This is a genomic window from Pseudomonas sp. GNP014 (assembly GCF_054344005.1).
In genome coordinates this window covers 3,485,245-3,508,517 of the sequence record NZ_JBTGUS010000001.1, presented here as the reverse complement: position 1 = coordinate 3,508,517, position 23,273 = coordinate 3,485,245, and the positions used below count along the sequence as shown (strand labels likewise).

General features: G+C 56.6%; 29 protein-coding genes, 1 tRNA gene and 4 pseudogenes. 15 read left to right on the top strand and 19 right to left on the bottom strand.

Annotated features, from left to right (window positions below):
- Nucleotides 1–553 precede the first annotated feature (553 nt).
- The 3 genes and pseudogenes from ACXX9E_RS15755 to ACXX9E_RS15745 form a co-directional block, all read right to left on the bottom strand.
- The gene (locus tag ACXX9E_RS15755; protein ID WP_458555672.1) at nt 554–958 is read right to left on the bottom strand and encodes a hypothetical protein; all 405 of its coding nucleotides are present in this window, start codon (nt 956–958) and stop codon (nt 554–556) included.
- A gap of 171 nt (nt 959–1,129) precedes the next feature.
- Nucleotides 1,130–1,806, bottom strand: a pseudogene (locus tag ACXX9E_RS15750) (bacteriophage antitermination protein Q).
- Nucleotides 1,803–2,174 (bottom strand): annotated as a pseudogene (locus ACXX9E_RS15745) (recombination protein NinG); the annotation flags it as partial. The pseudogenes ACXX9E_RS15745 and ACXX9E_RS15750, both read right to left, overlap by 4 nt.
- A gap of 225 nt (nt 2,175–2,399) precedes the next feature.
- Between ACXX9E_RS15745 and ACXX9E_RS15740 the strand changes: the two are divergent.
- A pseudogene (locus ACXX9E_RS15740) lies at nt 2,400–3,972 on the top strand (Heme peroxidase).
- Nucleotides 3,973–4,219: 247 nt separating this feature from the next.
- Nucleotides 4,220–4,480, top strand: coding sequence for a hypothetical protein (locus ACXX9E_RS15735; RefSeq protein WP_458555671.1), 261 nt, complete (start codon nt 4,220–4,222; stop codon nt 4,478–4,480).
- On the opposite strand, the gene ACXX9E_RS15730 is transcribed toward ACXX9E_RS15735, so the two are convergent.
- From ACXX9E_RS15730 to ACXX9E_RS15715, 4 genes are all read right to left on the bottom strand, one after another.
- Nucleotides 4,446–4,670 carry a hypothetical protein gene (locus tag ACXX9E_RS15730; protein ID WP_458555670.1) on the bottom strand — a complete coding sequence of 75 codons (225 nt, stop codon included), beginning with the start codon at nt 4,668–4,670 and terminating at the stop codon, nt 4,446–4,448. The genes ACXX9E_RS15735 and ACXX9E_RS15730 overlap by 35 nt on opposite strands.
- 108 nt (nt 4,671–4,778) lie before the next feature.
- Nucleotides 4,779–5,291, bottom strand: coding sequence for a hypothetical protein (locus ACXX9E_RS15725; protein WP_458555669.1), 513 nt, complete (start codon nt 5,289–5,291; stop codon nt 4,779–4,781).
- A 68-nt stretch (nt 5,292–5,359) separates the two neighbouring features.
- Complete coding sequence (locus ACXX9E_RS15720; protein ID WP_458555668.1) at nt 5,360–5,548, bottom strand: hypothetical protein; 189 nt, start codon at nt 5,546–5,548, stop codon at nt 5,360–5,362.
- A gap of 93 nt (nt 5,549–5,641) precedes the next feature.
- On the bottom strand, nt 5,642–6,358 hold the full coding sequence (locus ACXX9E_RS15715) for a DUF4145 domain-containing protein (RefSeq protein WP_458555667.1): 717 nt from the start codon (nt 6,356–6,358) through the stop codon (nt 5,642–5,644).
- Between the two features lie 117 nt (nt 6,359–6,475).
- On the opposite strand from ACXX9E_RS15715, the gene ACXX9E_RS15710 reads away from it, so the two are divergent.
- From ACXX9E_RS15710 to ACXX9E_RS15665, 10 genes and pseudogenes are all read left to right on the top strand, one after another.
- Nucleotides 6,476–7,120, top strand: a complete 645-nt coding sequence (locus ACXX9E_RS15710) for a DUF4406 domain-containing protein (protein WP_458555666.1) — start codon at nt 6,476–6,478, stop codon at nt 7,118–7,120.
- Nucleotides 7,117–7,368, top strand: coding sequence for a hypothetical protein (locus ACXX9E_RS15705; RefSeq protein ID WP_458555665.1), 252 nt, complete (start codon nt 7,117–7,119; stop codon nt 7,366–7,368). Before ACXX9E_RS15710 ends, ACXX9E_RS15705 begins: the two co-directional genes overlap by 4 nt.
- Nucleotides 7,368–7,508, top strand: a complete 141-nt coding sequence (locus tag ACXX9E_RS15700; RefSeq protein ID WP_458555664.1) for a hypothetical protein — start codon at nt 7,368–7,370, stop codon at nt 7,506–7,508. Before ACXX9E_RS15705 ends, ACXX9E_RS15700 begins: the two co-directional genes overlap by 1 nt.
- Before the next feature lie 76 nt (nt 7,509–7,584).
- On the top strand, nt 7,585–8,148 hold the full coding sequence (locus ACXX9E_RS15695) for a hypothetical protein (RefSeq protein WP_458555663.1): 564 nt from the start codon (nt 7,585–7,587) through the stop codon (nt 8,146–8,148).
- Nucleotides 8,149–8,152: 4 nt separating this feature from the next.
- A complete protein-coding gene (locus ACXX9E_RS15690; RefSeq protein WP_458555662.1) occupies nt 8,153–8,527 on the top strand; it encodes a hypothetical protein in 375 nt (124 codons plus the stop codon).
- A 49-nt stretch (nt 8,528–8,576) separates the two neighbouring features.
- Entirely contained in the window at nt 8,577–9,692 is a 1,116-nt protein-coding gene (locus tag ACXX9E_RS15685; protein WP_458555661.1) for a DNA-methyltransferase, read from the top strand.
- Nucleotides 9,693–9,742: 50 nt separating this feature from the next.
- Complete coding sequence (locus tag ACXX9E_RS15680; RefSeq protein ID WP_458555660.1) at nt 9,743–10,123, top strand: hypothetical protein; 381 nt, start codon at nt 9,743–9,745, stop codon at nt 10,121–10,123.
- Between the two features lie 43 nt (nt 10,124–10,166).
- A complete protein-coding gene (locus tag ACXX9E_RS15675; protein ID WP_458555659.1) occupies nt 10,167–10,757 on the top strand; it encodes a hypothetical protein in 591 nt (196 codons plus the stop codon).
- 78 nt (nt 10,758–10,835) lie between these two features.
- The gene (locus tag ACXX9E_RS15670; protein WP_224788391.1) at nt 10,836–11,222 is read left to right on the top strand and encodes a hypothetical protein; all 387 of its coding nucleotides are present in this window, start codon (nt 10,836–10,838) and stop codon (nt 11,220–11,222) included.
- Nucleotides 11,108–12,273: pseudogene (locus ACXX9E_RS15665) on the top strand (tyrosine-type recombinase/integrase). The gene ACXX9E_RS15670 and the pseudogene ACXX9E_RS15665 overlap by 115 nt, the downstream one beginning before the upstream one ends.
- A gap of 79 nt (nt 12,274–12,352) precedes the next feature.
- Here the strand turns inward: ACXX9E_RS15665 and ACXX9E_RS15660 are convergent.
- The 9 genes from ACXX9E_RS15660 to thrS form a co-directional block, all read right to left on the bottom strand.
- Nucleotides 12,353–12,429 (bottom strand) — tRNA-Pro (locus tag ACXX9E_RS15660).
- 88 nt (nt 12,430–12,517) lie between these two features.
- A complete protein-coding gene (locus ACXX9E_RS15655; RefSeq protein WP_003179985.1) occupies nt 12,518–12,874 on the bottom strand; it encodes a MerR family transcriptional regulator in 357 nt (118 codons plus the stop codon).
- Nucleotides 12,855–13,157: an integration host factor subunit alpha gene (gene ihfA / locus ACXX9E_RS15650; RefSeq protein ID WP_002553164.1), complete on the bottom strand. Its 303-nt coding sequence runs from the start codon at nt 13,155–13,157 to the stop codon at nt 12,855–12,857. Before ihfA ends, ACXX9E_RS15655 begins: the two co-directional genes overlap by 20 nt.
- 3 nt (nt 13,158–13,160) lie before the next feature.
- The gene (gene pheT, locus ACXX9E_RS15645; protein ID WP_123463344.1) at nt 13,161–15,539 is read right to left on the bottom strand and encodes a phenylalanine--tRNA ligase subunit beta; all 2,379 of its coding nucleotides are present in this window, start codon (nt 15,537–15,539) and stop codon (nt 13,161–13,163) included.
- Nucleotides 15,540–15,565: 26 nt separating this feature from the next.
- A complete protein-coding gene (gene pheS, locus ACXX9E_RS15640; protein ID WP_003226365.1) occupies nt 15,566–16,582 on the bottom strand; it encodes a phenylalanine--tRNA ligase subunit alpha in 1,017 nt (338 codons plus the stop codon).
- A 109-nt stretch (nt 16,583–16,691) separates the two neighbouring features.
- On the bottom strand, nt 16,692–17,048 hold the full coding sequence (rplT, locus tag ACXX9E_RS15635; RefSeq protein ID WP_002553161.1) for a 50S ribosomal protein L20: 357 nt from the start codon (nt 17,046–17,048) through the stop codon (nt 16,692–16,694).
- Nucleotides 17,049–17,076: 28 nt separating this feature from the next.
- Nucleotides 17,077–17,271, bottom strand: a complete 195-nt coding sequence (gene rpmI / locus ACXX9E_RS15630; protein ID WP_002553160.1) for a 50S ribosomal protein L35 — start codon at nt 17,269–17,271, stop codon at nt 17,077–17,079.
- 60 nt (nt 17,272–17,331) lie between these two features.
- Nucleotides 17,332–17,883, bottom strand: a complete 552-nt coding sequence (gene infC / locus ACXX9E_RS15625) for a translation initiation factor IF-3 (protein ID WP_123463346.1) — start codon at nt 17,881–17,883, stop codon at nt 17,332–17,334.
- The gene (gene thrS / locus ACXX9E_RS15620) at nt 17,883–19,805 is read right to left on the bottom strand and encodes a threonine--tRNA ligase (RefSeq protein WP_128614034.1); all 1,923 of its coding nucleotides are present in this window, start codon (nt 19,803–19,805) and stop codon (nt 17,883–17,885) included. The genes infC and thrS overlap by 1 nt, the downstream gene beginning before the upstream one ends.
- A 380-nt stretch (nt 19,806–20,185) precedes the next feature.
- On the opposite strand from thrS, the gene ACXX9E_RS15615 reads away from it, so the two are divergent.
- Both ACXX9E_RS15615 and ACXX9E_RS15610 read left to right on the top strand, forming a co-directional pair.
- Entirely contained in the window at nt 20,186–20,485 is a 300-nt protein-coding gene (locus ACXX9E_RS15615; RefSeq protein ID WP_128614033.1) for a hypothetical protein, read from the top strand.
- Nucleotides 20,486–20,777: 292 nt separating this feature from the next.
- Nucleotides 20,778–20,990: a cold-shock protein gene (locus tag ACXX9E_RS15610; protein ID WP_003179963.1), complete on the top strand. Its 213-nt coding sequence runs from the start codon at nt 20,778–20,780 to the stop codon at nt 20,988–20,990.
- A 72-nt stretch (nt 20,991–21,062) separates the two neighbouring features.
- Here ACXX9E_RS15610 and ACXX9E_RS15605 read toward each other — a convergent pair whose 3' ends face one another.
- A complete protein-coding gene (locus ACXX9E_RS15605; protein ID WP_123463352.1) occupies nt 21,063–21,380 on the bottom strand; it encodes an I78 family peptidase inhibitor in 318 nt (105 codons plus the stop codon).
- A 166-nt stretch (nt 21,381–21,546) separates the two neighbouring features.
- Nucleotides 21,547–21,852 (bottom strand): hypothetical protein, encoded by a 306-nt coding sequence (locus ACXX9E_RS15600; RefSeq protein WP_128614032.1) that lies wholly within the window; start codon nt 21,850–21,852, stop codon nt 21,547–21,549.
- A 131-nt stretch (nt 21,853–21,983) separates the two neighbouring features.
- Between ACXX9E_RS15600 and ACXX9E_RS15595 the strand changes: the two genes are divergently transcribed.
- Nucleotides 21,984–22,196 carry a hypothetical protein gene (locus ACXX9E_RS15595; RefSeq protein WP_123463356.1) on the top strand — a complete coding sequence of 71 codons (213 nt, stop codon included), beginning with the start codon at nt 21,984–21,986 and terminating at the stop codon, nt 22,194–22,196.
- Nucleotides 22,197–22,229: 33 nt separating this feature from the next.
- Here ACXX9E_RS15595 and ACXX9E_RS15590 read toward each other — a convergent pair whose 3' ends face one another.
- Nucleotides 22,230–23,258 carry a nucleoside hydrolase gene (locus ACXX9E_RS15590; protein ID WP_123463358.1) on the bottom strand — a complete coding sequence of 343 codons (1,029 nt, stop codon included), beginning with the start codon at nt 23,256–23,258 and terminating at the stop codon, nt 22,230–22,232.
- Nucleotides 23,259–23,273: the final 15 nt, after the last annotated feature.

The window sequence follows — 23,273 nt, the reverse complement described above, 5'->3', positions numbered from 1 at the left end:
TGAAAGCGACTGAACTGATCAAGGCACTTAACGAATCAATCCAAAAGCAGGGCGACCACGATGTATGCACTTGGTCACCCACAGAGTCATGCGACTTGCGGCCAATCTCTCATCTCAGCCGCATGCTGATAAGAGGCACGGATGTAACGGTGATTGATTGCCATCGCAATTGGCCAAGCAAAACTGGCGAACCGTCAGGCGACCTTCGAGATAACAACCGCTGACCCAGTACTGCCCAGAAACACTCTTGACTTGAGTCTGCCTCTGCGAAAAGCGGAAGCTGCCCTGAATAGATGCGCTCGTCTTTCCGAGCTGTATGCCAAAGGCCTTCTCAACGTCGACGTCCCCATGCACCGATCTCGCTGATCCAGTCGCGCGCCACCCCAAAGCAAGTTTGAGGTCAGGGTGCGCGGGCTGCCGGTGTTGATTCCGTACGTCGCGCTACCGGCTATCGACGTTCAGGCCTTTCCGAAGGCTGTCCTGGCTACAGGTAAATTCCGGGTACAAAAAACCCCGATCGAGGTCGGGGCTTTTATTAAATAGAGCTGGTGTTTCAGCTCGTTTGTGAAACTTCGGTCTCTGTGATCATAGGGCTTTCTAGCGCCAATCGCTGCTGTCGCTTTACCTCAATCAGTTCAACAATTGAAGCTCTGTGCTTTTCTGTATGGGCAAGGAACGCGGATCGAGGAAGTAACAACCGAATAGGCGCGGGTAGAAGCTCAAAGGCCTTTTCCGCCACAAGGAGAAACACCTCATCATCCTTAATCCGGTCGTGCGTCACGGTAAGGAGGCCGTCGACTAGCACGCGCTCAATCTGAGGCCAGTTTTTGTCGAGATAGTCATTAGCGGCATTAGCACCCTCCCCGATAGAGTCGAGAACCGCATCCTTTGCCGATATAACGGTCTCGCTAACGGATTCTGATAACGCCTTAGCCTTGTCAGCAAGATAACCAAACATACTCATCCACTCCTTGAATGCACCAAAAAGCTATGTCGGCATTCTGCGAGTGATCTTTAGGACCAGCTAACAAAAACCCGGCTTGATGGCCGGGTTCTGAATTCGTGTGCGTTTCGCGCTACTTGTGCACTATGGGCAAACTACGCTCAAAACGCCGTCAAGTTAACATGATTATGCCGCTTCTTGATCTTTTTCCCCGTGAATCACCTGCCATATTGGTTGCTGCGCCTGAATGTCCACTTCCTTAATGACTTCTTTCAGGGATTCCCACAATCCCAACCAGTCACGCGTCCAATTTTTCGGGTCGATTGTCACACCGAAGAAGGCATCCATCTCAGCCGCCACCCGCACCGCCCCCCACTCCCCGCGCCCTGCACCTCCCCCTTGTACGACTGCAGGGCCAGAGTGGCCAAGTACTGCGCCTTGATGCGCTTGGCCGAAGTCAGGTCGGGCAATGCCGCCTTGGCGGTGATCAGCAACACCGCATTCAGCAAATGCCGCATGTTCATCGCCGGGTGATACAGGTAGTGCCCAAATTGCTGAACCTGGAACGGCAGCGTGTCGATCGCGCGCAGCACTTTGCCCATCATCGCCAGGTGCGCGGCGCGGGCGGTAGAGCGGCCAACTGGCGTGCGACGCGTCTCGCTGATACTGATCCTCTCGCGCACGACCTGGATGCGCTCTTCCCTGTCATCGCCCAGTGCGGCGAACACGGCTTCATGCCGGCGCATACGGGCGCCCTTCTTCACCGGCGCCGACTCTGCCCGGTCAATGGCCGCAGCGCTGATCGAAGCGTTCGACTCATGCTGAGCCTCAGTCCATACCGTCTCTGCGTTGATCAGTTTCATGCGGCTTCCTTTTTCAGTTCTCTGGTCTTTACCCGATATTCGGCCTTGATGGTTTTGATCTCTACTATGGTGTACTTGCGGGGCTCATGAGGCCCTTCGAGCCATTCGACTTTTTCGGCGCCGATTCCCTCTAGGAGTGAGATTCGGTAATTCACCAAATTGCCTGACAGGTGCGTGTTGCATGGGGCGCGCTGCTTCCAGACATTGAGCGGCTCGAATCGCAACTCAAGGTTCGCTCCTACCGATCGGTAGTGCCCTGCGTGGTATTGGCCTTCGTGGTGCCGACCGCAACTGATACAAGGGCGCTCGGCGTCACGCAGGTGAACCCACTCGTTGAATGCCGCCTGGGCTTCGCGCAGGTGAACCGCACCAACCATTCGCGACGTATCACCGGCGCGTGGCGCAGCACCAGCTGAACTTCCGCCCTATCCCGACGAGAAGCTCGCGGAAAACCTGCCTAAATGGCAAATCGCTGTCGACGCGGGCCGCTCCGCCCCTGATCACCTGATCGCAACTGTCAGCAGCAAATTCACCTTGAGCGAAGAGCAGATCGCCAAGATCAAAGCGCTCGCGCCAATTGAAGGAGACCACGAATGAAAATCCACAATGCCGCTCAGGGTTCAGAAGCCTGGCATGCGCGCGTCGAAACAGATGAAGCGCACTGAACTGCTGCACGCAAAAAAGACAGGCCTCGATCGAGACGTGTCGTGGTGGGTGCAGAAAAACCTCTTCGACAAAGGGCACGAAGCGGAGGCACTTGCTCGGCCGATTCTCGAAGGAAGAATTGGAGAGGATCTGTTTCCCGTCGTCGGCACCGAGGGTGATCTGCTCGCATCCCTCGATGGCTGCACGATCCTCGGCGACGTGCTGTTCGAACACAAAATGTGGAACGAGCAACTGGCCGCCGACGTTCGCGCCGGCACGCTGGATCCGCACTATTACTGGCAGCTCGAACAGCAGCTACTGGTGAGCGGCGCCGAGAAGGTGATTTTCGTCTGCTCAGACGGCACTGAAGAAAATTTCGTTTCGATGGAATACACGCCCGCGCCGCAACGCTCGTCGCAGGTTGGAAACAGTTCCAAGCTGACCTGCTGGACTTCACTCCGGCCGAGGTGGTGCCGGAAGCCGTCGGCAAAACGCCGGAGTCATTGCCAGCGCTGCGCATCGAAGTGACCGGCATGGTCACCGCCAGCAACCTGGAGCAGTTCAAAGCCCACTCGCTGACTGTCTTCAGCTCGATCAACACCGAGCTGGAAACCGATCAGGATTTCGCCGACGCTGAGAAAGCGGTCAAATGGTGCGGTGATGTCGAGGAGCGGCTGGAAGCTGCCAAGCAGCACGCCCTGAGCCAAACCGAAAGCATCGACGTACTTTTCCGCACCATCGACGAGATCAGCGCCGAGGCGCGCGCCAAACGCCTGATGCTCGACAAGTTGGTGAAAGCCCGCAAGCTCAGCATCCGTGAAGACATCGTCATGGATGCAGCCAAGGCGCTGCAGGTCCACATCGACCAGATCAATGCTTCACTGGGCGGAAAAGCGCGCATGCCGGCGGTGCCTGCAGATTTCGCCGGAGCCATCAAAGGCAAAAAGACGATCAGCAGCCTGCGCGACTCTGCCGATTCCGAGCTGGCCCGGGCAAAGATTGCTGCCAGCCAGGTCGGCGACAGCATTCGGAGCAACTTGGCCACCCTGGACGAGTTCGCAACCGACTACATGTTCCTGTTCAACGACGTTCAGCAGTTGGTGATGAAAGCGAACGATCGACCTGGTCGCACTGATCAAGGTGCGGATCTCGGAACATCAGAAGGCGGAGGAGCAGAAAGCCGAAGCGCAGCGTGAACAGATCCGTCAGGAGGAGCTGAAGCGAATCGCGGACGAGGCGAAAGCCAACGCACCGGTTGAGCCTGCACCAGTCACCAGCCCGGCACCGGTGAAAACCGCTGCGCCGGTTCAGTCTGCGTCGAAGCCAGCGACCACAACCGCGGTGCCGGTGAGCCTTCAAGCTGAGGTATTCGATCTGGAAGCGCTGATCCATGCCGTCGCAGGCGGTCATGCTCCAATCTCGGTTCTGGCCGTGGACTGGGAGAAGCTCGACGCAATGGTCGCGGCCCAAGGCGACAAGTTCAGAATGGCCGGCGTGAGGCTGGTGAAGGTAGCAGCGTGAAACGAACCACCAACCGGGCGGCCACGCGCCGCCGACAGACTTGGCTGGACTTGCCGGCCAGCGGAATTGAAGAGATAGGCCATGGCCGAAGAACAGGAACTTGCGCCGGAAGAGCCGAAGCTGACAGCGGAAGCCATCAAACAGCGCAAGAAGCGCGAGAAGGCAGCAGCGAAGGACGCTGCATTGGGCGTCGGGAAGTTTACGGTTGAGGTAGCTGGGGTGTTCAAGCCGGATACTGAAGAAGGTGATGAAGGATCATGGCTTCAACAACCAGCAGGAGGTGTATCAGAACCTGCTGCGCAACCTGATCGCCGCCGACTTCGAAACGCAGGCACAGATGCTCAAGTGTGTCACGACACCTTTTGTTGTTACTGAAAAGGTGTCGCGCATCATTCAGGCGGCCGGCATGAAGTCGCTGGCCGACGATCCGCCAGAGCCTGGCGACGAAATCGTTAACCCGTCTCAGAGCTCAATTAGCCATGCTCAAGGTCAATTGGCCCCGTCTTGATTACCCAGTCATTTCCTAATCGAAGCGGCTTCGGCAGAGCATTTGCCCAAAAATTTTGATGCGGGAACAAAAGATATCCTTGTCCTTCCGCCATTGGATCAATTTGAACAATGAACTGGGCGACGTCCTCTGCTTTCCAGCCGATCTCGGCAGCAATCTTGGCGTGATTTTCAGCGTTACGAATGACCATCTCGAAATCCTTTCGTGAAGTTTGATCCTGAAGAATAGCCCTTCCCAATGAAACCATTATCGCTGCGCATCCGGTCACGGAGGGCGGCTGAACGCTTCATTTATTTGCCTAAATCATGCCCAGCAAAGCTTTTTTTATGGCTTGTACGCGAGAAACACTGTTTTCGCACACGTTATAATATTCTAGATTTTCCATTCGAATAACTTGGGCGGCGGATTTTGTTTCATGTAAATAAGTGTCAATTTCAGCAGCACACTCGTGTGCGAGCCTTAGATCTGTCAGCAGCGTGACCTCAAAAGCAACAACCATGCTTGCTGGCAGCTCCATTAGAGCATTACCGATAATTCTTAGTTCTTTTGGGCCGTCGCTGGCTATCCATCTTTTTTGATAATCCGTTTCCAGAAGAGACTTGCTCAGTTTCTGCAAGTGACTTTCAAGTGGCTCAGCCAAATAAATCAAAGTTTTTAGAACGTTACGACGATCACGTCGCTCGCGCGCTTTTTCATGCGCAATCGGAAAATATCCAGCAGCAATAATTGCACCAATAGATCCGAACGCCTGCACCCACGAAGCAAGTCCAGGGTGATGCTCAATCCAGTAAGAAACGCACTCCCAGCTCATTGCTACTCCTAATTCCGGCCCCATGCCGGGCCGAACACAAATACCGCAACGATCGGGAATACGCCAGCTCAGACGAAGCTGGGCGCCTCAACCAGCCGATGCTTAGACTCCATGTAGCTGGCCAGGTCGATCACCTCCCTAAGGAACACGATCACCTCCAGCTTCACTGCGTCGTCAGGCAGACCTATCCGTTCCAGCATTGCTTTAGCGTCCTCTTCTATAGCCGCTAGCGCAGCTACATCGCTCTGTAACCTCATGTCGGCCTCCTGCCAGTGTGAGATTGCAGATAAATACCCCACCTCTACGAATCACGCCAGCCGGAAAGGATGGCGCGTTTCGTCTTGAAAATTTTACTTGAAGGCCGCTTTAGCCTCGTCGGGATGAATGTAAACGCTCTGCAATAAGTTCTCAACTACATCCATTGCTAATGTCAACTGTTTCCCGGTGCTAGGTTTTGCCTCGTGCGCAGAATCATTCCCCATCGACCTAAGTTTATGAAGGATATCAGCACCTGCATTGGTCAGGACGCCCTTCGATTTCAAGTCATCGATCTTCGCTAGAAGATTTTTTCCAGTGGCCGATTGATCTTTACAAATCATTTCAATAAGAATGCGAACTGCGAGCCCCGCGAGAATTGGCTGTTCTCCATTCATCGCCAATATCAGCTCATCATATGTCGCTTTTACTTCTGGCGGAAGATGCCAATAACCTTCTATTTTGAACCGGCCAGCCGTTCTATTGGGATACAGAGCCACATCAACGTGACTAGTATATTCCTCAGTCTCATGGTCATAATAATAGTCTTCACTATTAGAAACTTCTTTCCTAAAGGAAAGTGCGTCGCAGTTTAGGCAACGGATAACTTCAAACTCCGTTATTCCCGTATATTCATCGCTATCCCATCTGCTACGCGCAGACGCCTCCACCTTGTGCCGCTGCTGAATTTTGCAAACTTCACACAATGCTTTGTGCTCAGCTCCGTTCGTGTTGCCAGTTGAGTAAGAATGCCCTGCCACTTTTGTCTCTCCATAACATAAAAAAGGCATTGGTAAAATACTCGCAAGCATGGCACCACGCCATCATTTGTTACGTTTACTTCCTCACCGACTAGACAATTAATTACGGTCGATCCCGCTCCACGCCCCCCCCCCAGCCGCCCGGCATGCCCCGACATAGGACGCCCCATGCCCACAGAAAACATCGTCGACTGCCCAGCGCTGCACGAGCGCAGCAACAGCTACCCGTATGGCGATCGAGTTCCGCGCACTGTCCGGATGCTCAAGGCCGTGACAGCTTACCCGATGCCTGACTACGTTTACGTCAATGGCGATCTACCCGTGGCAAATGCCGGTCAATCGTATATGGCATGGACGAATAGTTACGGTGCCGTCGCGGCGGTGATGCCCGACGGAAAACGTCTTGGCCTGCGCCCTGCTGATTTCGAGGTCGACACTTGGCACGAACTCGACCCGACGCCAGCAACGTCTGGAGTAACGCTCGTCGCCGACCGCGCCAACCGCCTTTATCTGGCCGGGCCGATGACCGGCTTCGAAGACTTCAACTTCCCGGCCTTTAACAAGATGGCCGCCGATCTGCGTGCCCGTGGCTACGTGGTCGAGAACCCAGCAGAGCAAGGCGTCGTCGACGGTGCTGAGTGGGCCGACTACATGGCCTACGACCTGACCCGCCTCGGCCTGTGCGGCCAGGTCGCGGTGCTACCCGGGTGGGAGAACTCGAAAGGCGCCAGGCTCGAAGTGCACATTGCCCGCGAGCTCGGCATGACGGTTGTGAATGCCCATGATCTGGTATCGATGGAGATTGCAGGATGAGCGAAGTAAACCGGTATTGGGTGAATGGCGACGGTTATCTGTTCGGATGCTCCTCGGCGTGGGAGCCGAAAGATGACGAGCTTGTGATGTGGCCGGACTTCAAGCGCGTGCAGGATGAGCGTGACGCCCTGCAGCAGCGCCTGAACGCAGTGGATCAGCGGATTGATGAGCTCACATCGCCGGTACTTACAGATGAGCTTCGGTGGATCCTTGGTCAAATGTGCTTCCAGCACATCCACACCGCTTGATGGGCCACCAGATCGCAAAGAAAGCCGAGGACGAGCAGGCGGTGACGATCTACTGGATGCTCGGCCACTACCTGAAAGACCCAGCTAACTGGCGCCAGAACGCGACAGCAGAGATGAAGGCGGCAGCGCCAGCCGCATAAGAGTACATCTGTACTCCTCGCACAAAACCACTTCCTCCCCCTTCAAAGTCAGCCGCTATAGCGGCAAGGACGACTCATGTCTCAAGTTCACCCAGATTTGGCCAGGATCTACAACGTGTTCGGCCTGAGCAGCAATCACTCCTTGTCGACTCTGCTCGCAAACGTCGAGGGCCTAAAGCGAAGTCATGACGAAGATCGCCCGCTTGCTGATCGGTACCGCTTTCTGCGCGAACCAAAAGCCAGCGCGCCCGTGACGCTCCCGGAAGAACAATGGATTGTCGTTGGCCTGGCCAGCCATGAAGACGTGCTGACCGGCGCCGCGCTGGACAAGGCCATCGACAACGCCATGAACTCCAAAAGCTACACCTTCGAGCCGGAGGATGGCCCGCTGCTCTGCTATCACGTCGGCGATCAGGATTGGGTTGCCGCGCAGAACCCGGAACAGGCCTTAGCGGTATTGGCTGAATACAACGGCGATTGGCTGCACGAGCACTCCGACGATTACGACGTGGTTCTGACTGGCGGTTCGGAGCTCGACCAGCAGTGGCAGGACGAAGATTCACCCGGTACTCCAGCGGGATCTCTCCGGCAGTGGCTGGCTGAAGCCACGGAACCTTGCTACCTGAACGGGGTGGAGTGACGCCATGAGCAAACGAGCGATTCACCTGTACCCATGGGACGGCGGCACCGAGGCCGACCAAGATCCGCCCGAAGACGTTTACTGCGGTACCGAAGGCGACATGACCGACGACCAGCTCACCAACAACTGGCGTCACGTCACCTGCAAGCGCTGCCTGAAGATTCGGGAAAAAGAACTGGCGGCGCGGGCGGCGGACGACCGAGACCAGAAGGTCAAGCTGTTCGACGAGGCTCAAGCCATCACGATCACGCTCGGTCACCGGAATATCTCAACAGCCCTCAAGGCTTTGATCAGAGAACGCGACCAGCTCAAGGCTGAGCGCGACAACCTGCGCGAAGACCGCGACGGCCTACTCGAAGCAGGAGCCCACCTACTATGATCTTCGCCCCGCTCTACATGGCCTACCTGATCTACAGGGGGCCGTGGCGATGACAGAACAACACCGCATTCTGGTCGGCGACTGCATCGACGTTATGCGGACGCTGCCGGATAAGTCAGTCCACACCTGCGTTACCAGCCCGCCCTACTTCGGCCTGCGCGATTACGGCGTAGACGGACAAATCGGCCTTGAGCAAACACCGGCCGAGTTCATCGCCCGCTTGGTCGACGTGTTCCGCGAAGTGCGTCGAGTACTCCGCGACGACGGTACGGCCTGGGTGAACATGGGCGACAGTTATGCCGGCAGCTGGGGCGCGCAAGGCAGGCCTCAAGGTGACGGCCAGATGTCTGGGCGCAGCGTCACCTCGGCCCGCCAAATCAACGAGCATCCGCGTTTCAAATCCGGTACCGGTGTGCGCGGCCGCGAGATGGGTATGAAGTCGAAGGATTTGATGGGTATGCCTTGGCGCTTGGCATTCGCCCTGCAGGATGACGGCTGGTACCTGCGACAGGACATCATCTGGAACAAGCCGAACCCAATGCCGGAGAGCGTGCGCGACCGCTGCACAAAATCGCACGAATATGTGTTCTTGCTCAGCAAGTCGAAGAAGTACTACTTCGACCAAGCCGCGATCCTTGAGCCGTGTTCGCCAAATACTCACGCTAGGCTGTCGCAGGATGTACAGGCGCAGATCGGCAGCGACCGGGCAAATGGCGGCGCCAAGAGCAACGGCAACATGAAGGCGACAGCGCGGAAGACCAACGGCGTTGGCTGGGGTCATGGAAGCGATGCTGATGAGCGCCAGCGTGGCAGGGTCAAGGATAACGATTCGATGAATTCGGCACTCGCGATCATGCCGACGGAGCGAAACAAGCGGAGCGTTTGGACTGTGGCCACACACAGCTTCAAGGGCGCCCACTTCGCCACCTTCCCGCCCGACCTCATACGCCCCTTTGTTCTCGCCGGTGCTCCGCGCGGCGGCGTAGTTCTCGACCCATTCGGCGGCGCCGGTACCACTTCGCTGGTGTCGATGCAGGAAGGTCGCCGTTCGATCATCTGCGAGCTGAATCCCGAGTACGCCGCAATGGCCCGGCGCCGGATTGACGCGGCCTGGCTCGACGGTGCCGCACAGATGGACGTTTTCCGCGACGCCGCAACAGCCTAACCCCTCTCCCAACTCAACAGCCTGCCGGCGTTGGCAGGCAAGGATTTCGTATGCCTTCAGCAAACTGCGATACCGCGACCCAACAGATCAGCATCCCGGACTTTGTGTCCACTCTATCGCTCGATCAGCTCCGCTCTGCCCGCAACATCATCGAAGAGAAGATCAAGGCGGCCGAGGCCCAGCCGAAGCGCATCGTCTGGCAAGTGTGCCGCGGCGGTGTGATCGACAGGTACTTTCGCGAAGATCAATTCGAAGCAGCCGCCGACCACTTGATCAGCATCTTCAAGGAAAGGTTCGAGGAGGTCGCGACGGACTTTATCGCCAATCCTTACGGAGCTCGCCAGCTTCAGCAGGAAATCCCCCACATAGCCGCCGAACTGGTTCCTCAGTTCGAATATGAAACCCAGTGGTTCCCCGCCAAGACCCAATAACCAACTAAACAGCCTGCCGGTGCACGGCGGGCGAGGAATTCGCATGCCTACTGGATATACAGCCGACATCAAAGACGGCATCAGCTTTTCGACTTTTGCGCTGAACTGCGCTCGCGCATTTGGCGCAACCATCACTCTCCGCGACGAGTCTGGCGGCGGAGAAAAGATCCCTGAAAAATTCGAACCAAGCGACTACCACGCGAAAGCACTGGACGCAGATCGGGAAACGCTTGCGGCCCTGGAGTCGATGACACAGCGCGAGTGCGAATTGAAAGCTGCTGCGGATCACGCCGAAGCGGAAGCGCAGCGCCTTTCTCGGATCAAAGAGTGTGACGACCTGCGCCAACGATACGAAGAGATGTTGGAGTGCGCTCGCCTTTGGATCCCCCCGAGCGAAGAGCACGCAGGCCTGAAGGAATTCATGATCCAGCAGATCACCGATTCGCTCAAATGGGACTGCGACACCAGCTATTACGCAACACCTACCCCAGTGCTGTCTGGCTTGGAATGGTTGGAATCCGCGAAGGAAAAGACCATCTGCAGCATCGCATACCACAAAAAATCCTATGCGGGTGAAGTTGCTCGGACTGAGCAGCGAAACACTTGGATCAGTGCTCTCCGCGCCAGCCTGTAACCCATCACCACCTTCTGCCGCCACGCGCGGCATGGAGCATCACCAATTAACTGCCCCAGTAGGGGAAAAGGATGCTGTATGGGCGCACAAAAATTGCAGCCACGCTTTATCCGGGCCGGCGAGGCGCCTGCCTACTTGAGCATGAATTTGCCGTTATTTAACGAAATCGTCAGGCCGTTCGTGAACGAGTTCCCGATCGGGGAGCGCGGGGTCGGCTTTGATCGTCAGGAGCTTGATGCGTGGGCATCGTCTTACGTGGCAGCCAAGGCAATTGATAAAAAGGGCGCTAGGGAGCAACAATTGCCCCGCAGCGAGCGCCAGAAAGGAGAAACACAATGGCGCGAAAAACGATCACAGGCCTCTCCCAAAGGAAAGGTCTCTGGCATATCGACAAGAAAATCAACGGCGAAAGACTTTACGAATCTACTGGAACAAGTGACCGGCAAGAAGCAGAGCGCTACCTGATACATCGACTGGAGCAGATCCGGCAGGAGAAGATCTACGGCGTTCGGCAGGTCAGAACGTGGCGGGATGCCGCGATGCGTTTCTTGGTCGAATTCAAGGATCAGCCTTCCATCAAGCTTTCGGCTCACCACCTTTCACAGCTGGACGAATTCATCGGCGACATGCCGCTAACCCATATTGATGACCAGGCCCTCGGGCCTTTCATCAAGGACAGGTTGGCGACCAAAACGCTGCCGGATGGCAAGGTGAAGAAAGGCGTGAGCAACAGAACGGTGAATATCTCGATCGAGCGTGTGGTTCGGGTTTTGTCGTTGTGTGCCAGGAAGTGGCGAGATGATGAGCGGAGGCCGTGGCTGGATAGCGTGCCAATGCTCACGAAGCTGGAAGAGAAGAAATCGAGTCGCAAGCCCTATCCGATGTCGTGGGAGGAGCAGTCGATTCTTTTCGGGGAGTTGCCGGCCCACCTGCAGACGATGGCGCTGTTTAAGGTGAACACCGGCTGTCGCGAGCAGGAAGTTTGCAAGCTGAGGTGGGACTGGGAGATATCGGTGCCGGAACTCGGTACCAGTGTGTTCCTAATCCCGGCTGACTTTGGCGGCAGACACGAACGTTCTGGCGTGAAGAATGGCGACGAGCGCCTGGTAGTGCTGAACAGCGTTGCCAAGTCGATCATTGATAAGCAGCGCGGCCTGAGCAAGGAATGGGTTTTCCCTTACAACGGCAACGCAATGCACCGGATGAACGACTCGGCTTGGAAGAAGGCGCGAGTGAGAGCGGCGAAACTCTGGCAGGAGGAAAACCTTCGCCCCGCTCACCCTGGCTATCTGTCGATCAGGATTCACGATTTGAAACACACGTTTGGCCGTCGCCTTCGAGCGGCGGGCGTAACCGAAGAAGACCGAAAGGCACTTCTGGGCCACAAGAACGGCAGCATCACCAGTCACTATTCGGGCGCTGAGCTCGGGCATCTGATTGAAGCTGCAAAAACATGGTATCAGCAACCGATTCGCGTGGGCCGGTGCTGACAATCTTGAAGAGGAAGCAGGCGTGAGAAATGGAGAAGTCACGCAAATGTCACGCGCATGAAAAAGGCCAATGCTGTGAACATTGGCCCAAGTCATTGAATTATATGGTCGGGACGGAGTGATTCGAACACTCGACCCCTAGCACCCCATGCTAGTGCGCTACCGGACTGCGCTACGCCCCGACTGGTTTTGCAATCGTTCCTCTTCTCGAAGAACGCTCAAGAATATATCGCAAGCGTTTGAAAACTGGAAGTATTCAAACGCTGCTTTTTATTTCTTGAGGACCACCAACACGTCTTCCAACTCAGCAATCATCTGCCGAATCATCTGCTTGTATTGGGTGGTGTCGTCTTTGGCTTCATCACCGGACAAACGCAAGCGTGCGCCGCCAATGGTGAATCCCTGATCGTAAAGGAGCGCGCGGATCTGCCGGATCATCAGCACGTCCTGGCGCTGATAATACCGGCGGTTTCCGCGGCGTTTGACGGGGTTGAGTTGAGGAAACTCCTGCTCCCAATAGCGCAGCACGTGTGGCTTTACGGCACACAGCTCGCTGACTTCACCAATGGTGAAGTAGCGTTTGCCCGGGATGACGGGTAGTTCGTCGTTATGACTTGGTTCCAGCATAAGCCTCAACTCGGGCCTTCAACTTCTGCCCTGGACGAAAGGTGACCACACGGCGAGCCGTGATCGGGATTTCTTCCCCCGTTTTCGGGTTGCGGCCAGGCCGCTGGCGTTTGTCCCGAAGGTCGAAATTGCCGAAACCGGACAATTTGACCTGCTCGTTGTCTTCAAGAGCGTGCCTGATTTCCTCGAAAAACAGTTCGACCAATTCCTTGGCTTCCCGCTTGTTCAGGCCCAGCTCTTCATACAGACGTTCCGCCATCTCAGCTTTCGTCAAAGCCCCCATACGTCACTTCCTTAACGTGGCGTTCAACCTTTGTTCGAGCGAGGTGAGGATATTTTGCGTCGTCGAATTCACCTCATCGTCATTAAGAGTGCGCGATGGATGCTGCCAGGTCAAGCCAACTGCAAGGCTTTTTCTATCAGGATCAATGCCTTTACCCTGATACACGTCAAACAGCCTGAGATCTGTGAGCCATTCGCCTGCATTTTCACGGATTACGTCCAGTACGGCCGCGGATGCGACGTCTTTGTGCGCAATCAGTGCAAGGTCACGCCGCACTTCAGGAAAGCGCGACAACTCGTGGAATTTCGGCATTTTACCGAGCGCCACTTCAGCCAGAACCAGCTCGAAAACGAAGACCGGACGATCCAGGCCCAAGGCTTTCGACAATTCAGGGTGAATCGCGCCGATGAAGCCCACTTCACGCCCTTCGCGCTCGATACGTGCGGTTTGACCCGGGTGCAGCGCCGGGTGTTTGCCCGGTGCGAACGTGAACGAATCCAGCGCACCGGCAAAGCCCAGCACCGCTTCCACGTCGGCTTTGACGTCGAAGAAATCGACGGTATCGCGGCCTTGCGCCCAGCCTTCCGGCAGACGGCTGCCGCAGACCACACCGGACAGCATTGGCTCTTGCTTCAGGCCTTCCAGTTGACCGACAAAACGCAGACCGCTTTCGAACAGACGTACGCGATCCTGCTGACGGTTCAGGTTGTGCTGCAACGCTTTGACCAGACCCGGCCACAGCGACGAACGCATCGCCGCCATGTCGTTGGAGATCGGATTGGCCAGCAACAGCGGCTCGACGCCCGGATTGAACAGTTCGAACTGTTTCGGATCGATGAAGCTGTATGTGATCGCTTCCTGATAACCACGCGCAACCAGCAGGCGGCGCAGTTCTGGCAGATCGCTACGCGCCTCAGCCTTGGCTTGTGGCGCCAGGCGTGCTTGCGGGTAACGAACCGGCAGACGGTTATAGCCATACAGACGGGCCAGTTCTTCGATCAGATCGACTTCCAGGCTGATATCGAAGCGATGGCTCGGCACTTCTACGCGCCACTGGCCTTCACCATCGGCTGCAATGCCAAGACCCAGGCCGCCGAGCAGACGCTCGACCTGAGCCGAGTCCATCTCCATGCCAAGCATCTGAGTGATGCGCTGGGCACGCAGAGTGATCGGAGCGATTGACGGCAGGTGCTGTTCGCTGACGGTCTCGATGATCGGACCGGCTTCGCCGCCAGTGATCTCCAGCAGCAGGCCGGTAGCGCGCTCCATGGCTTCACGGGCCAGTTGCCAGTCCACGCCACGCTCGTAGCGGTGCGAAGCATCGGTGTGCAGACCGTAGGAACGGGCCTTGCCTGCCACCGCGATCTGGTCGAAGAACGCTGATTCAAGGAATACGTCGCGAGTGGTCGCGGAGACACCGCTGTGCTCACCGCCCATCACGCCGGCAATCGCCAACGCGCGAGTGTGGTCGGCAATTACCAGCGTATCGCTGCGCAGGCTGACTTCCTGACCGTCGAGCAGCACCAGCTTCTCACCCTCTTCCGCCATGCGCACGCGGATGCCGCCATTGATTTCGGCGAGATCGAAAGCGTGCAGGGGCTGACCCAGCTCCAGCATCACGTAGTTGGTGATGTCGACAGCCGCGTCGATGCTGCGCACGTCGGCGCGGCGCAGGCGTTCAACCATCCACAGCGGCGTCGGCCTGGACAGATCGACGTTACGGATAACGCGCCCCAGGTAACGCGGGCATGCGGCTGGGGCCAGTACTTCTACCGAACGCACTTCATCGTGCACGGCCGCAACGGCGGCCACGACCGGACGGGTAACCGGAGTCGCGTACAGCGCGCCGACTTCACGGGCCAGACCGGCCAGGGACAGACAGTCGCCACGGTTCGGGGTCAGGTCGACCTCGATGCTGGCATCTTCCAGATCCAGATACACACGGAAGTCTTCGCCCACCGGCGCATCGGCCGGCAGCTCCATCAGACCGTCGTTGCCTTCACCAACCTGCAGCTCGGCTTGCGAGCAGAGCATGCCGTTGGACTCAACGCCGCGCAGCTTGGCTTTCTTGATCTTGAAGTCGCCCGGCAGCTCGGCGCCGATCATGGCAAACGGAATCTTCAGGCCCGGGCGCACGTTTGGCGCTCCGCACACGACCTGGAAGGTTTCCGCGCCATTGCTGACCTGGCACACCCGCAACTTGTCGGCATCAGGGTGCTGCTCGGTGCTCAGCACCTCGCCCACTACCACGCCGCTGAATACACCGGCGGCCGGAGTCACGCTATCGACCTCAAGACCGGCCATCGACAGACGGGCAACCAGCTCGTCGCGATTTACCTGCGGGCTAACCCAGCCACGCAGCCATTGTTCACTGAATTTCATCCTGCTCTCCTAAGAATTCGTTACGACTAGCGAAATTGCGCGAGGAACCGCAAGTCGTTGTCGAAGAACAGACGCAAGTCGTTCACGCCGTAACGGAGCATGGCCAGACGCTCGACGCCCATGCCAAAGGCAAAGCCGGAGAACTCTTCCGGGTCAATGCCGGACATACGCAACACGTTCGGGTGAACCATGCCGCAACCCATCACTTCCAGCCAGCCGGTCTGCTTGCAGACGCGGCAGCCTTTGCCGCTGCACATCACGCATTCCATATCGACTTCAGCGGATGGTTCGGTGAACGGGAAGTACGAAGGACGGAAACGTACGGCCAGTTCTTTCTCGAAGAACACCCGCAGGAATTCTTCGATGGTGCCTTTGAGATCGGCAAAATTGATGTCGCGATCGACCAGCAGGCCTTCGACCTGGTGGAACATCGGCGAGTGGGTGATATCGGAGTCGCTACGGTACACACGGCCCGGGCAGACGATGCGGATCGGCGGTTGCTTGGACTCCATGGTGCGGACCTGTACCGGCGAGGTATGGGTGCGCAGCAACATGTTTGCATTGAAATAGAAGGTGTCATGCATCGACCGGGCCGGGTGATGGCCTGGGATGTTGAGCGCTTCGAAGTTGTGGTAGTCGTCTTCCACCTCAGGGCCTTCGGCAATGCCGTAGCCGATGCGGGTGAAGAACTGTTCGACACGCTCCAGAGTCCGGGTCACCGGATGCAGGCCACCGGAGGTCTGGCCACGGCCCGGCAACGTCACGTCAATGGATTCGGCAGACAGTTTGGCAGCCAGTTCGGCTTCCTCAAACAGAGCCATGCGCGCATTGAGAACGCCTGTGACACGTTCCTTGGCAACGTTGATCAGCGCGCCGACTTGCGGACGCTCTTCTGCCGGCAAATTCCCCAGGGTCTTCATCACCTGAGTCAATTCGCCCTTTTTGCCAAGGTATTGAACCCGGATTTGCTCCAGGGCATTGATATCTTCAGCGCTTTGCACAGCCTCTAGTGCTTGAGAGACCAGCGCATCCAGGTTTTCCATGTACAGACTCCAGATACAAAATAGGGGAAGAGCTTGAAGGCTCTTCCCCTATTTATGACGTTTAACACCTGGCCTCACAGAGATGAGGCCGGGTGACTGTCGGGGGTACTTAAGCCAAGGTGGCTTTAGCTTTCTCGACAATCGCAGCAAACGCCGCTTTTTCGTTCACTGCCAGATCAGCCAGAACCTTACGGTCGATCTCGATGGACGCTTTTTTCAGGCCAGCGATGAAACGGCTGTAGGACAGACCGTTAACACGAGCACCAGCGTTGATACGAGCGATCCACAGAGCGCGGAACTGACGTTTTTTCTGACGACGGTCACGGTAGGCGTATTGGCCTGCCTTGATTACCGCTTGCTTGGCAACACGGAATACGCGGGAGCGTGCGCCGTAGTAGCCTTTAGCAAGTTTCAGAATTTTTTTGTGACGTTTACGGGCAATGACGCCACGCTTTACACGAGCCATGAGTTACTTCCTCTATTCTTGACTAAAATTAACGAAGGCGCAGCATGCGCTCGACTTTTGCCACGTCAGACGGATGCAGCAAGCTGCTACCGCGCAGTTGACGCTTACGCTTGGTCGACATTTTAGTCAGGATGTGGCTCTTGAAAGCGTGCTTGTGCTTGATACCGTTAGCAGTTTTCAGAAACCGCTTAGCAGCACCACTTTTGGTTTTCATTTTTGGCATGTTCGGATACTCCGCATTCAGTTGATAAACATAATCAGAAGGCCTGCCGTGCCCTGTTGATTACTTCTTCTTTTTCGGGGCGATGACCATGATCAGCTGGCGTCCTTCCATCTTAGGATGCTGTTCGACCGAACCGTACTCGAGCAGGTCAGCTTCAACCCGCTTGAGGAGTTCCATCCCCAGCTCCTGGTGGGCCATCTCACGGCCGCGGAATCGCAAGGATACCTTGGCCCTGTCCCCATCACTCAGGAAACGTACCAGGTTGCGCAGTTTTACCTGGTAATCCCCTTCCTCCGTCCCTGGACGAAACTTGATTTCTTTTACCTGAATCTGCTTCTGGTTCTTCTTCGCCGCTGCAATCTGCTTCTTCTTTTCGAAGATCGACTTGCCGTAGTCCATCACCCGGCAAACCGGTGGGACTGCGTCTGCGGAGATTTCTACCAGATCAAGCTTTGCTTCTTCAGCAATACGAAGCGCTTCATCAATAGAGACGATGCCAACCTGCTCGCCGTCAGCGCCAATTAACCGAACCTCGCGTGCCGAGATATTCTCATTGATCGGCGCTTTCGGTGCAGCTCGTTTATCTTGTCTCGGTTCACGCTTAATAATAATTACTCCGAATCTGGGCGACCACGCCGGGAAACCGCTTGCGCGAGAAACTCAGCGAACTGGGCGACGGGCATCGAGCCCAGGTCAGCACCTTCACGAGTACGCACAGCGACAGTCTGCATCTCGACTTCCTTATCTCCGATAACCAAAAGATAGGGAACCTTGAGCAAAGTATGCTCGCGGATTTTAAAGCCGATCTTTTCATTTCTCAAGTCGGACTTGGCACGAAATCCGCTTTCGTTGAGAGTTTTTTCGACTTCAGCGACAAAATCTGCCTGTTTATCAGTGATATTCATGATCACTGCCTGGGTTGGCGCCAGCCACGCAGGGAATGCACCTTCGTAATGCTCGATCAGAATCCCGACGAAACGCTCGAAGGATCCGAGGATCGCACGGTGCAACATGACCGGGTGCTTGCGGCTGTTGTCTTCGGAGACGTATTCGGCACCGAGACGGACAGGCAGGTTGAAATCGAGCTGCAAGGTACCACACTGCCACACGCGACCGAGGCAATCTTTCAGCGAGAACTCGATCTTCGGACCGTAGAACGCACCTTCACCCGGCTGCAGATCGTACGGCAGGCCAGCGGAATCAAGGGCTGCGGCCAGTGCGGCTTCGGCGCGATCCCACAGTTCGTCGGAACCTACACGTTTTTCCGGACGAGTGGACAGCTTCATCTCGACGTCGGTAAAGCCGAAGTCGCGATAAACATCCATGGTCAGCTTGATGAAGGCAGCGGATTCGGCCTGCATCTGCTCTTCGGTGCAGAAAATGTGGGCGTCGTCCTGAGTGAACGCACGCACGCGCATGATGCCGTGCAGCGCGCCCGACGGCTCGTTGCGGTGGCAGGCACCGAATTCGGCCAGGCGCATCGGCAGCTCACGGTAGCTCTTCAGGCCCTGATTGAACACCTGCACGTGGCAAGGGCAGTTCATCGGCTTGATGGCGTAGTCGCGGCTCTCCGACTCGGTGGTGAACATGTTGTCGGCGTAGTTGGCCCAGTGCCCGGATTTCTCCCACAGGCTGCGATCGACCACTTGCGGGGTCTTGATCTCGAGGTAGCCGTTGTCACGCTGCACCTTGCGCATGTATTGCTCGAGCACCTGGTACAAGGTCCAGCCATTCGGGTGCCAGAACACCATGCCCGGCGCTTCTTCCTGGGTGTGGAACAGGCCCAGGCGCTTGCCGATCTTGCGGTGATCGCGCTTTTCCGCTTCTTCGATGCGCTGGATGTATGCCGCCAGCTGCTTCTTGTCAGCCCAAGCGGTACCGTAAACGCGCTGCAGCTGCTCGTTTTTGGCATCACCGCGCCAGTAGGCACCGGACAACTTGGTCAGCTTGAAGGATTTCAGGAAGCGGGTGTTCGGCACGTGCGGACCGCGGCACATGTCGACGTATTCTTCGTGGTAGTACAGGCCCATGGCCTGCTCGTTCGGCATGTCCTCGACCAGGCGCAGCTTGTAGTCTTCGCCGCGGGCCTTGAACACTTCGATCACTTCGGCGCGCGGAGTGACCTTTTTGATGACGTCGTAATCCTTGTCGATCAGCTGATGCATGCGCTGTTCGATGGCGGCCATGTCGTCCGGGGTGAAAGGACGTTCGAAGGCGATGTCGTAATAGAAGCCTTCGTCGATGACCGGACCGATGACCATCTTCGCAGTCGGGTACAGCTGCTTGACCGCATGGCCAACCAGGTGAGCGCAAGAGTGGCGAATGATCTCCAGCCCCTCTTCATCCTTAGGTGTGATGATTTGCAGGGTCGCGTCGCTGTCGATGAGGTCGCAGGCGTCGACCAGCTTGCCGTTGACCTTGCCGGCCACGGTGGCCTTGGCCAGGCCTGCACCAATGGATGCAGCGACCTCGGCTACGGAAACCGGGTGATCGAATGAACGTTGACTGCCGTCGGGAAGAGTAATAGTTGGCATGGCGCCTCCTCTCCTAGTGGTGACCCCTACCAAAGGTCACGTGGGTTGGGATGAGCCAGTACAAGATCCGATCCAGGCCATTCAATGACGAACGCCTGCCTTACAGCGGCAGGAGCCTTGCGGCCAACCGGAAAACCGAACCAGAGTGACTGGGATTCAAATCAGAATGTTCGCACGCTGACCGCTGCCGGGGCTGAAGGCCGTCCGGAGCCTGAGAACGCTTGAGCCCGGCATGCTAGCACAGATGAACGGTCATCGACTCGAACGATTTGCAACGCTGAAGATTTGCGCATTTTTGCGGAGCGAAGTGAACTTGGGATATACGCTTTGCCTCAAATAGGCTGAGAATCGTCGCCGATATCAAACCAGGAGTTTCAGACATGCGCCTTATCCGACTTTTTGCTTTCGCGGCCCCGCTGGCCCTGCTGCTGCCGCTGAGCGCCAACGCCGCGTGGCCTGCCGGCGTAAAGAAGCAATACATGGATGATTGCACCAAAGCCGCAGCCCAAAGCGTCAATCCAACCGTAGCCAAACAGCACTGCACTTGCGGTGCCGATGTTCTGGAGAAGAAATTCACCACGCAAGAGATCGCACAACTGATGGACAAGAACACCCCGCCGAGCGGTGAACTGGGTCAGCGCGCATTGAAAGAAATCTCGGTTTGCCGAGTGCAGAAATAAGCGCTGACGATTGCTTTTTCGGGTCTGCGACAGCCTTAAAACCGTCAAAAAGGCCCTGATTTCGATAATTTACGCAGGTTTTATAGCTTTTTTTACGCCCTGTTTTTTCGGCCAAAAGCCTCTGAAACCGGGGCCTGCAGACATTTCAGAGGTTGAAATGAATGCAATATGAAAGCAAACAGCACGTCCGGGGGGCTACCAAAGCGAACATTTCGACTATGATACTCCGGTGTGCCCAGTTGGCCTGAGCAGCACAGTACTACTGAAAATATATGTTTCTTGGAGATACACCATGTCTAATCGCCAAACCGGCACCGTTAAATGGTTCAACGATGAAAAAGGCTTCGGCTTCATCACTCCTCAAGGTGGCGGTGACGACCTGTTCGTACACTTCAAAGCTATCGAATCCGACGGTTTCAAAAGCCTGAAAGAAGGCCAGACCGTCTCTTTCGTGGCTGAGAAAGGCCAAAAGGGTATGCAAGCTGCACAAGTTCGCCCAGAGTAATTTCCCGGCGCACTAAAAAAACCCCGTCCATGTGACGGGGTTTTTTATGCCTGCAACAAAAGTCGTCAGCGATCAGCCGCAGTTGACGCGGGTGACGACCAGATTGGCGTCGGTGTTCAGGTTCAGGCGATCGGAGCGGTACTCCAGAGTGATCATGTCGGTTGGTTTGAGGAAGCGGGCATTTTGCGCGCCGGCCTTGGCGCGAGCCTGATCCAGCAGCGCTGGCGACGCTTTCTTGCCAATGGCGAACTCCGCTGCCGTTGCTTCACAGCGACTATGACCGGACTCGGTGGCCACTGGATCCTTTGCCGACTCGCTGGAACTCGTACTGCAACCGGCCAACAGGGCGGTGGCCATCAGTGCACCCAGTGTCGCGAACTTCAAAGGCATGAAGCCTCCTTGTTTTCAAAAAGTTGAGCTGAGATCGTGCGACCGCCATTACGGCGTTTGGTTTCACCACAGTGAGCATCACCGCCCCACGACCGGAAAAACGCCGAGTGTGCCTGAGCCTCGCCCTGCTCCTCATCAATCAATCGTGACTGAATATTAACGACGCTCAATACACGTCAATGTAGTCGTACGGTGGATTCGGCCAGTTGTCCTTCAACGCATTGAAAATCTGCATCACCCACACCTCGTCGCTGGCGGCGACATTTCCGACGTAGCCTGAGCCCTTGGCCCAGGTTTCCAGGCGAAACAGCAAGCCGTCGATATCCTGGCCGCCGGTCACGCCCGAAGAAATGTAGGCGATACCGCCCTTGGTCACACGCAGTTGAGTGTGTTCGTCATCACTGGCCGAGGCGAGCAACTGGCGCACAGCCTCCAGCGTGAGGCCGTCAGGGGAATTCAAATCGATCTGCACAGCGCGATCCTTGGAAAGCCTTAAAAGACCAAGTGTCGCATAGCGCCCCGGTCATGCCTAAGTCGCAGTGTCAAACGCCCGACAAAATGGTTAACTCGACACATCGTTCTCCCGACTTCCCGAGCCTTATCATGACGACCGTAAGCATCGACGCCGACATCAAAGCCAAATGGGCCGACGGGCACAGCTCCTATAGCCCCGACACCACAGAAGAGCTGGCATTGATAGGAATCGATCTATTGGTCAAGGAGCTTGGAACCGAGGCAGCCCAGCAATTCATCAAGCAGATTTTCGAGCGCTACCCGACCGAACAGATCGAGCATGAGCACGCAGAGAGGAAGTAGCACCCGCAGGCTGGCACCTGCGGGTCGGTTTTTTTACTTCAGGCGCTTGAGCCGCTCGGTGAGCAGATCGAAGAAACCCTGGGCATCGCCGTTTTCGACCCAGAAGGCATTTTTCGGCGCCTTGAGTCCGTCATACCAATCGACAATGGTCTGACCGAATGTCGGCCCTTCACGGCTATCGACCACCACATTCACTGAACGACCGGTAAACAGTTCCGGCTTGAGCAAGTAAGCCACGACGGTGGCGTCATGCACCGGGCCACCCGGAATACCGTAGTGCTCCATGTCCCCTTTGATGTACTCGTTGAGGATGTCGCCAACGATTTTGCTCGCATTGTTGTTCAGCGCCGCAATCTGCTTAAGGCGGGCGTCACTGGTGAGGATCTTGTGGGTCACGTCCAGCGGCAGGTAGGTCAGCTTGACGCCGCTTTTGAGCACCACTTCAGCCGCTTGCGGGTCGGCAAACAGGTTGAATTCCGCCACCGGGGTGATGTTGCCGCCGTTGAAGTGTGCCCCACCCATGATCACCACTTCCTTGATGCCCTGAACGATCTCGGGCTCCTGGATCAGCGCCAGCGCCAGGTTGGTCTGCGGACCGAGCATGGCAATCGTGATGCTGTGCGGCTTGGCCTTTTTCAAGGTGTCGATCAGATAATTGACCGCATTGCCTTCTGCCAGGCCTTTTTTCGGTTCGTGCACGGTGACACCCGACAGGCCTTCCTTGCCGTGAATGTTTTCGGCGTAGATCGGCGTACGCATCAGCGGTTTCGGTGCGCCAGCATAAACCGGGACATCCTCGCGCCCCGCCCACTCGCGAGCCAGACGCGCGTTGCGCGAGGTCTTGTCGAGGCGGACATTGCCGGCCACGGTGGTCAACGCACGAATATTCAACTCGTCCGGCGAGGCCAGTGCGAACAGCAAGGCGACCACGTCGTCAGCGCCCGGATCAGTATCAATGATCAGGTCGATTTTTTCCGCCGCTTGGGCGCCGGTCGCAGTAATGACGGACAAAAGCAGCAGACTCCGAAGCAATTGATGCAGTGTGTGAGCATAGCGTTGCATGGCGCATTCCTTGTG

Bases quoted from the DNA above. Each gene is read 5' to 3' on its own strand.
- ACXX9E_RS15755 (WP_458555672.1), bottom strand. From the start codon at position 958: ATGTTTGGTTATCTTGCTGACAAGGCTAAGGCGTTATCAGAATCCGTT.
- ACXX9E_RS15735 (WP_458555671.1), top strand. From the start codon at position 4,220: ATGAAGGATCATGGCTTCAACAACCAGCAGGAGGTGTATCAGAACCTG.
- ACXX9E_RS15730 (WP_458555670.1), bottom strand. From the start codon at position 4,670: ATGGTCATTCGTAACGCTGAAAATCACGCCAAGATTGCTGCCGAGATC.
- ACXX9E_RS15725 (WP_458555669.1), bottom strand. From the start codon at position 5,291: ATGAGCTGGGAGTGCGTTTCTTACTGGATTGAGCATCACCCTGGACTT.
- ACXX9E_RS15720 (WP_458555668.1), bottom strand. From the start codon at position 5,548: ATGAGGTTACAGAGCGATGTAGCTGCGCTAGCGGCTATAGAAGAGGAC.
- ACXX9E_RS15715 (WP_458555667.1), bottom strand. From the start codon at position 6,358: ATGCTTGCGAGTATTTTACCAATGCCTTTTTTATGTTATGGAGAGACA.
- ACXX9E_RS15710 (WP_458555666.1), top strand. From the start codon at position 6,476: ATGCCCACAGAAAACATCGTCGACTGCCCAGCGCTGCACGAGCGCAGC.
- ACXX9E_RS15705 (WP_458555665.1), top strand. From the start codon at position 7,117: ATGAGCGAAGTAAACCGGTATTGGGTGAATGGCGACGGTTATCTGTTC.
- ACXX9E_RS15700 (WP_458555664.1), top strand. From the start codon at position 7,368: ATGGGCCACCAGATCGCAAAGAAAGCCGAGGACGAGCAGGCGGTGACG.
- ACXX9E_RS15695 (WP_458555663.1), top strand. From the start codon at position 7,585: ATGTCTCAAGTTCACCCAGATTTGGCCAGGATCTACAACGTGTTCGGC.
- ACXX9E_RS15690 (WP_458555662.1), top strand. From the start codon at position 8,153: ATGAGCAAACGAGCGATTCACCTGTACCCATGGGACGGCGGCACCGAG.
- ACXX9E_RS15685 (WP_458555661.1), top strand. From the start codon at position 8,577: ATGACAGAACAACACCGCATTCTGGTCGGCGACTGCATCGACGTTATG.
- ACXX9E_RS15680 (WP_458555660.1), top strand. From the start codon at position 9,743: ATGCCTTCAGCAAACTGCGATACCGCGACCCAACAGATCAGCATCCCG.
- ACXX9E_RS15675 (WP_458555659.1), top strand. From the start codon at position 10,167: ATGCCTACTGGATATACAGCCGACATCAAAGACGGCATCAGCTTTTCG.
- ACXX9E_RS15670 (WP_224788391.1), top strand. From the start codon at position 10,836: ATGGGCGCACAAAAATTGCAGCCACGCTTTATCCGGGCCGGCGAGGCG.
- ACXX9E_RS15655 (WP_003179985.1), bottom strand. From the start codon at position 12,874: ATGCTGGAACCAAGTCATAACGACGAACTACCCGTCATCCCGGGCAAA.
- ihfA (WP_002553164.1), bottom strand. From the start codon at position 13,157: ATGGGGGCTTTGACGAAAGCTGAGATGGCGGAACGTCTGTATGAAGAG.
- pheT (WP_123463344.1), bottom strand. From the start codon at position 15,539: ATGAAATTCAGTGAACAATGGCTGCGTGGCTGGGTTAGCCCGCAGGTA.
- pheS (WP_003226365.1), bottom strand. From the start codon at position 16,582: ATGGAAAACCTGGATGCGCTGGTCTCTCAAGCACTAGAGGCTGTGCAA.
- rplT (WP_002553161.1), bottom strand. From the start codon at position 17,048: ATGGCTCGTGTAAAGCGTGGCGTCATTGCCCGTAAACGTCACAAAAAA.
- rpmI (WP_002553160.1), bottom strand. From the start codon at position 17,271: ATGCCAAAAATGAAAACCAAAAGTGGTGCTGCTAAGCGGTTTCTGAAA.
- thrS (WP_128614034.1), bottom strand. From the start codon at position 19,805: ATGCCAACTATTACTCTTCCCGACGGCAGTCAACGTTCATTCGATCAC.
- ACXX9E_RS15615 (WP_128614033.1), top strand. From the start codon at position 20,186: ATGCGCCTTATCCGACTTTTTGCTTTCGCGGCCCCGCTGGCCCTGCTG.
- ACXX9E_RS15610 (WP_003179963.1), top strand. From the start codon at position 20,778: ATGTCTAATCGCCAAACCGGCACCGTTAAATGGTTCAACGATGAAAAA.
- ACXX9E_RS15605 (WP_123463352.1), bottom strand. From the start codon at position 21,380: ATGCCTTTGAAGTTCGCGACACTGGGTGCACTGATGGCCACCGCCCTG.
- ACXX9E_RS15595 (WP_123463356.1), top strand. From the start codon at position 21,984: ATGACGACCGTAAGCATCGACGCCGACATCAAAGCCAAATGGGCCGAC.
- ACXX9E_RS15590 (WP_123463358.1), bottom strand. From the start codon at position 23,258: ATGCAACGCTATGCTCACACACTGCATCAATTGCTTCGGAGTCTGCTG.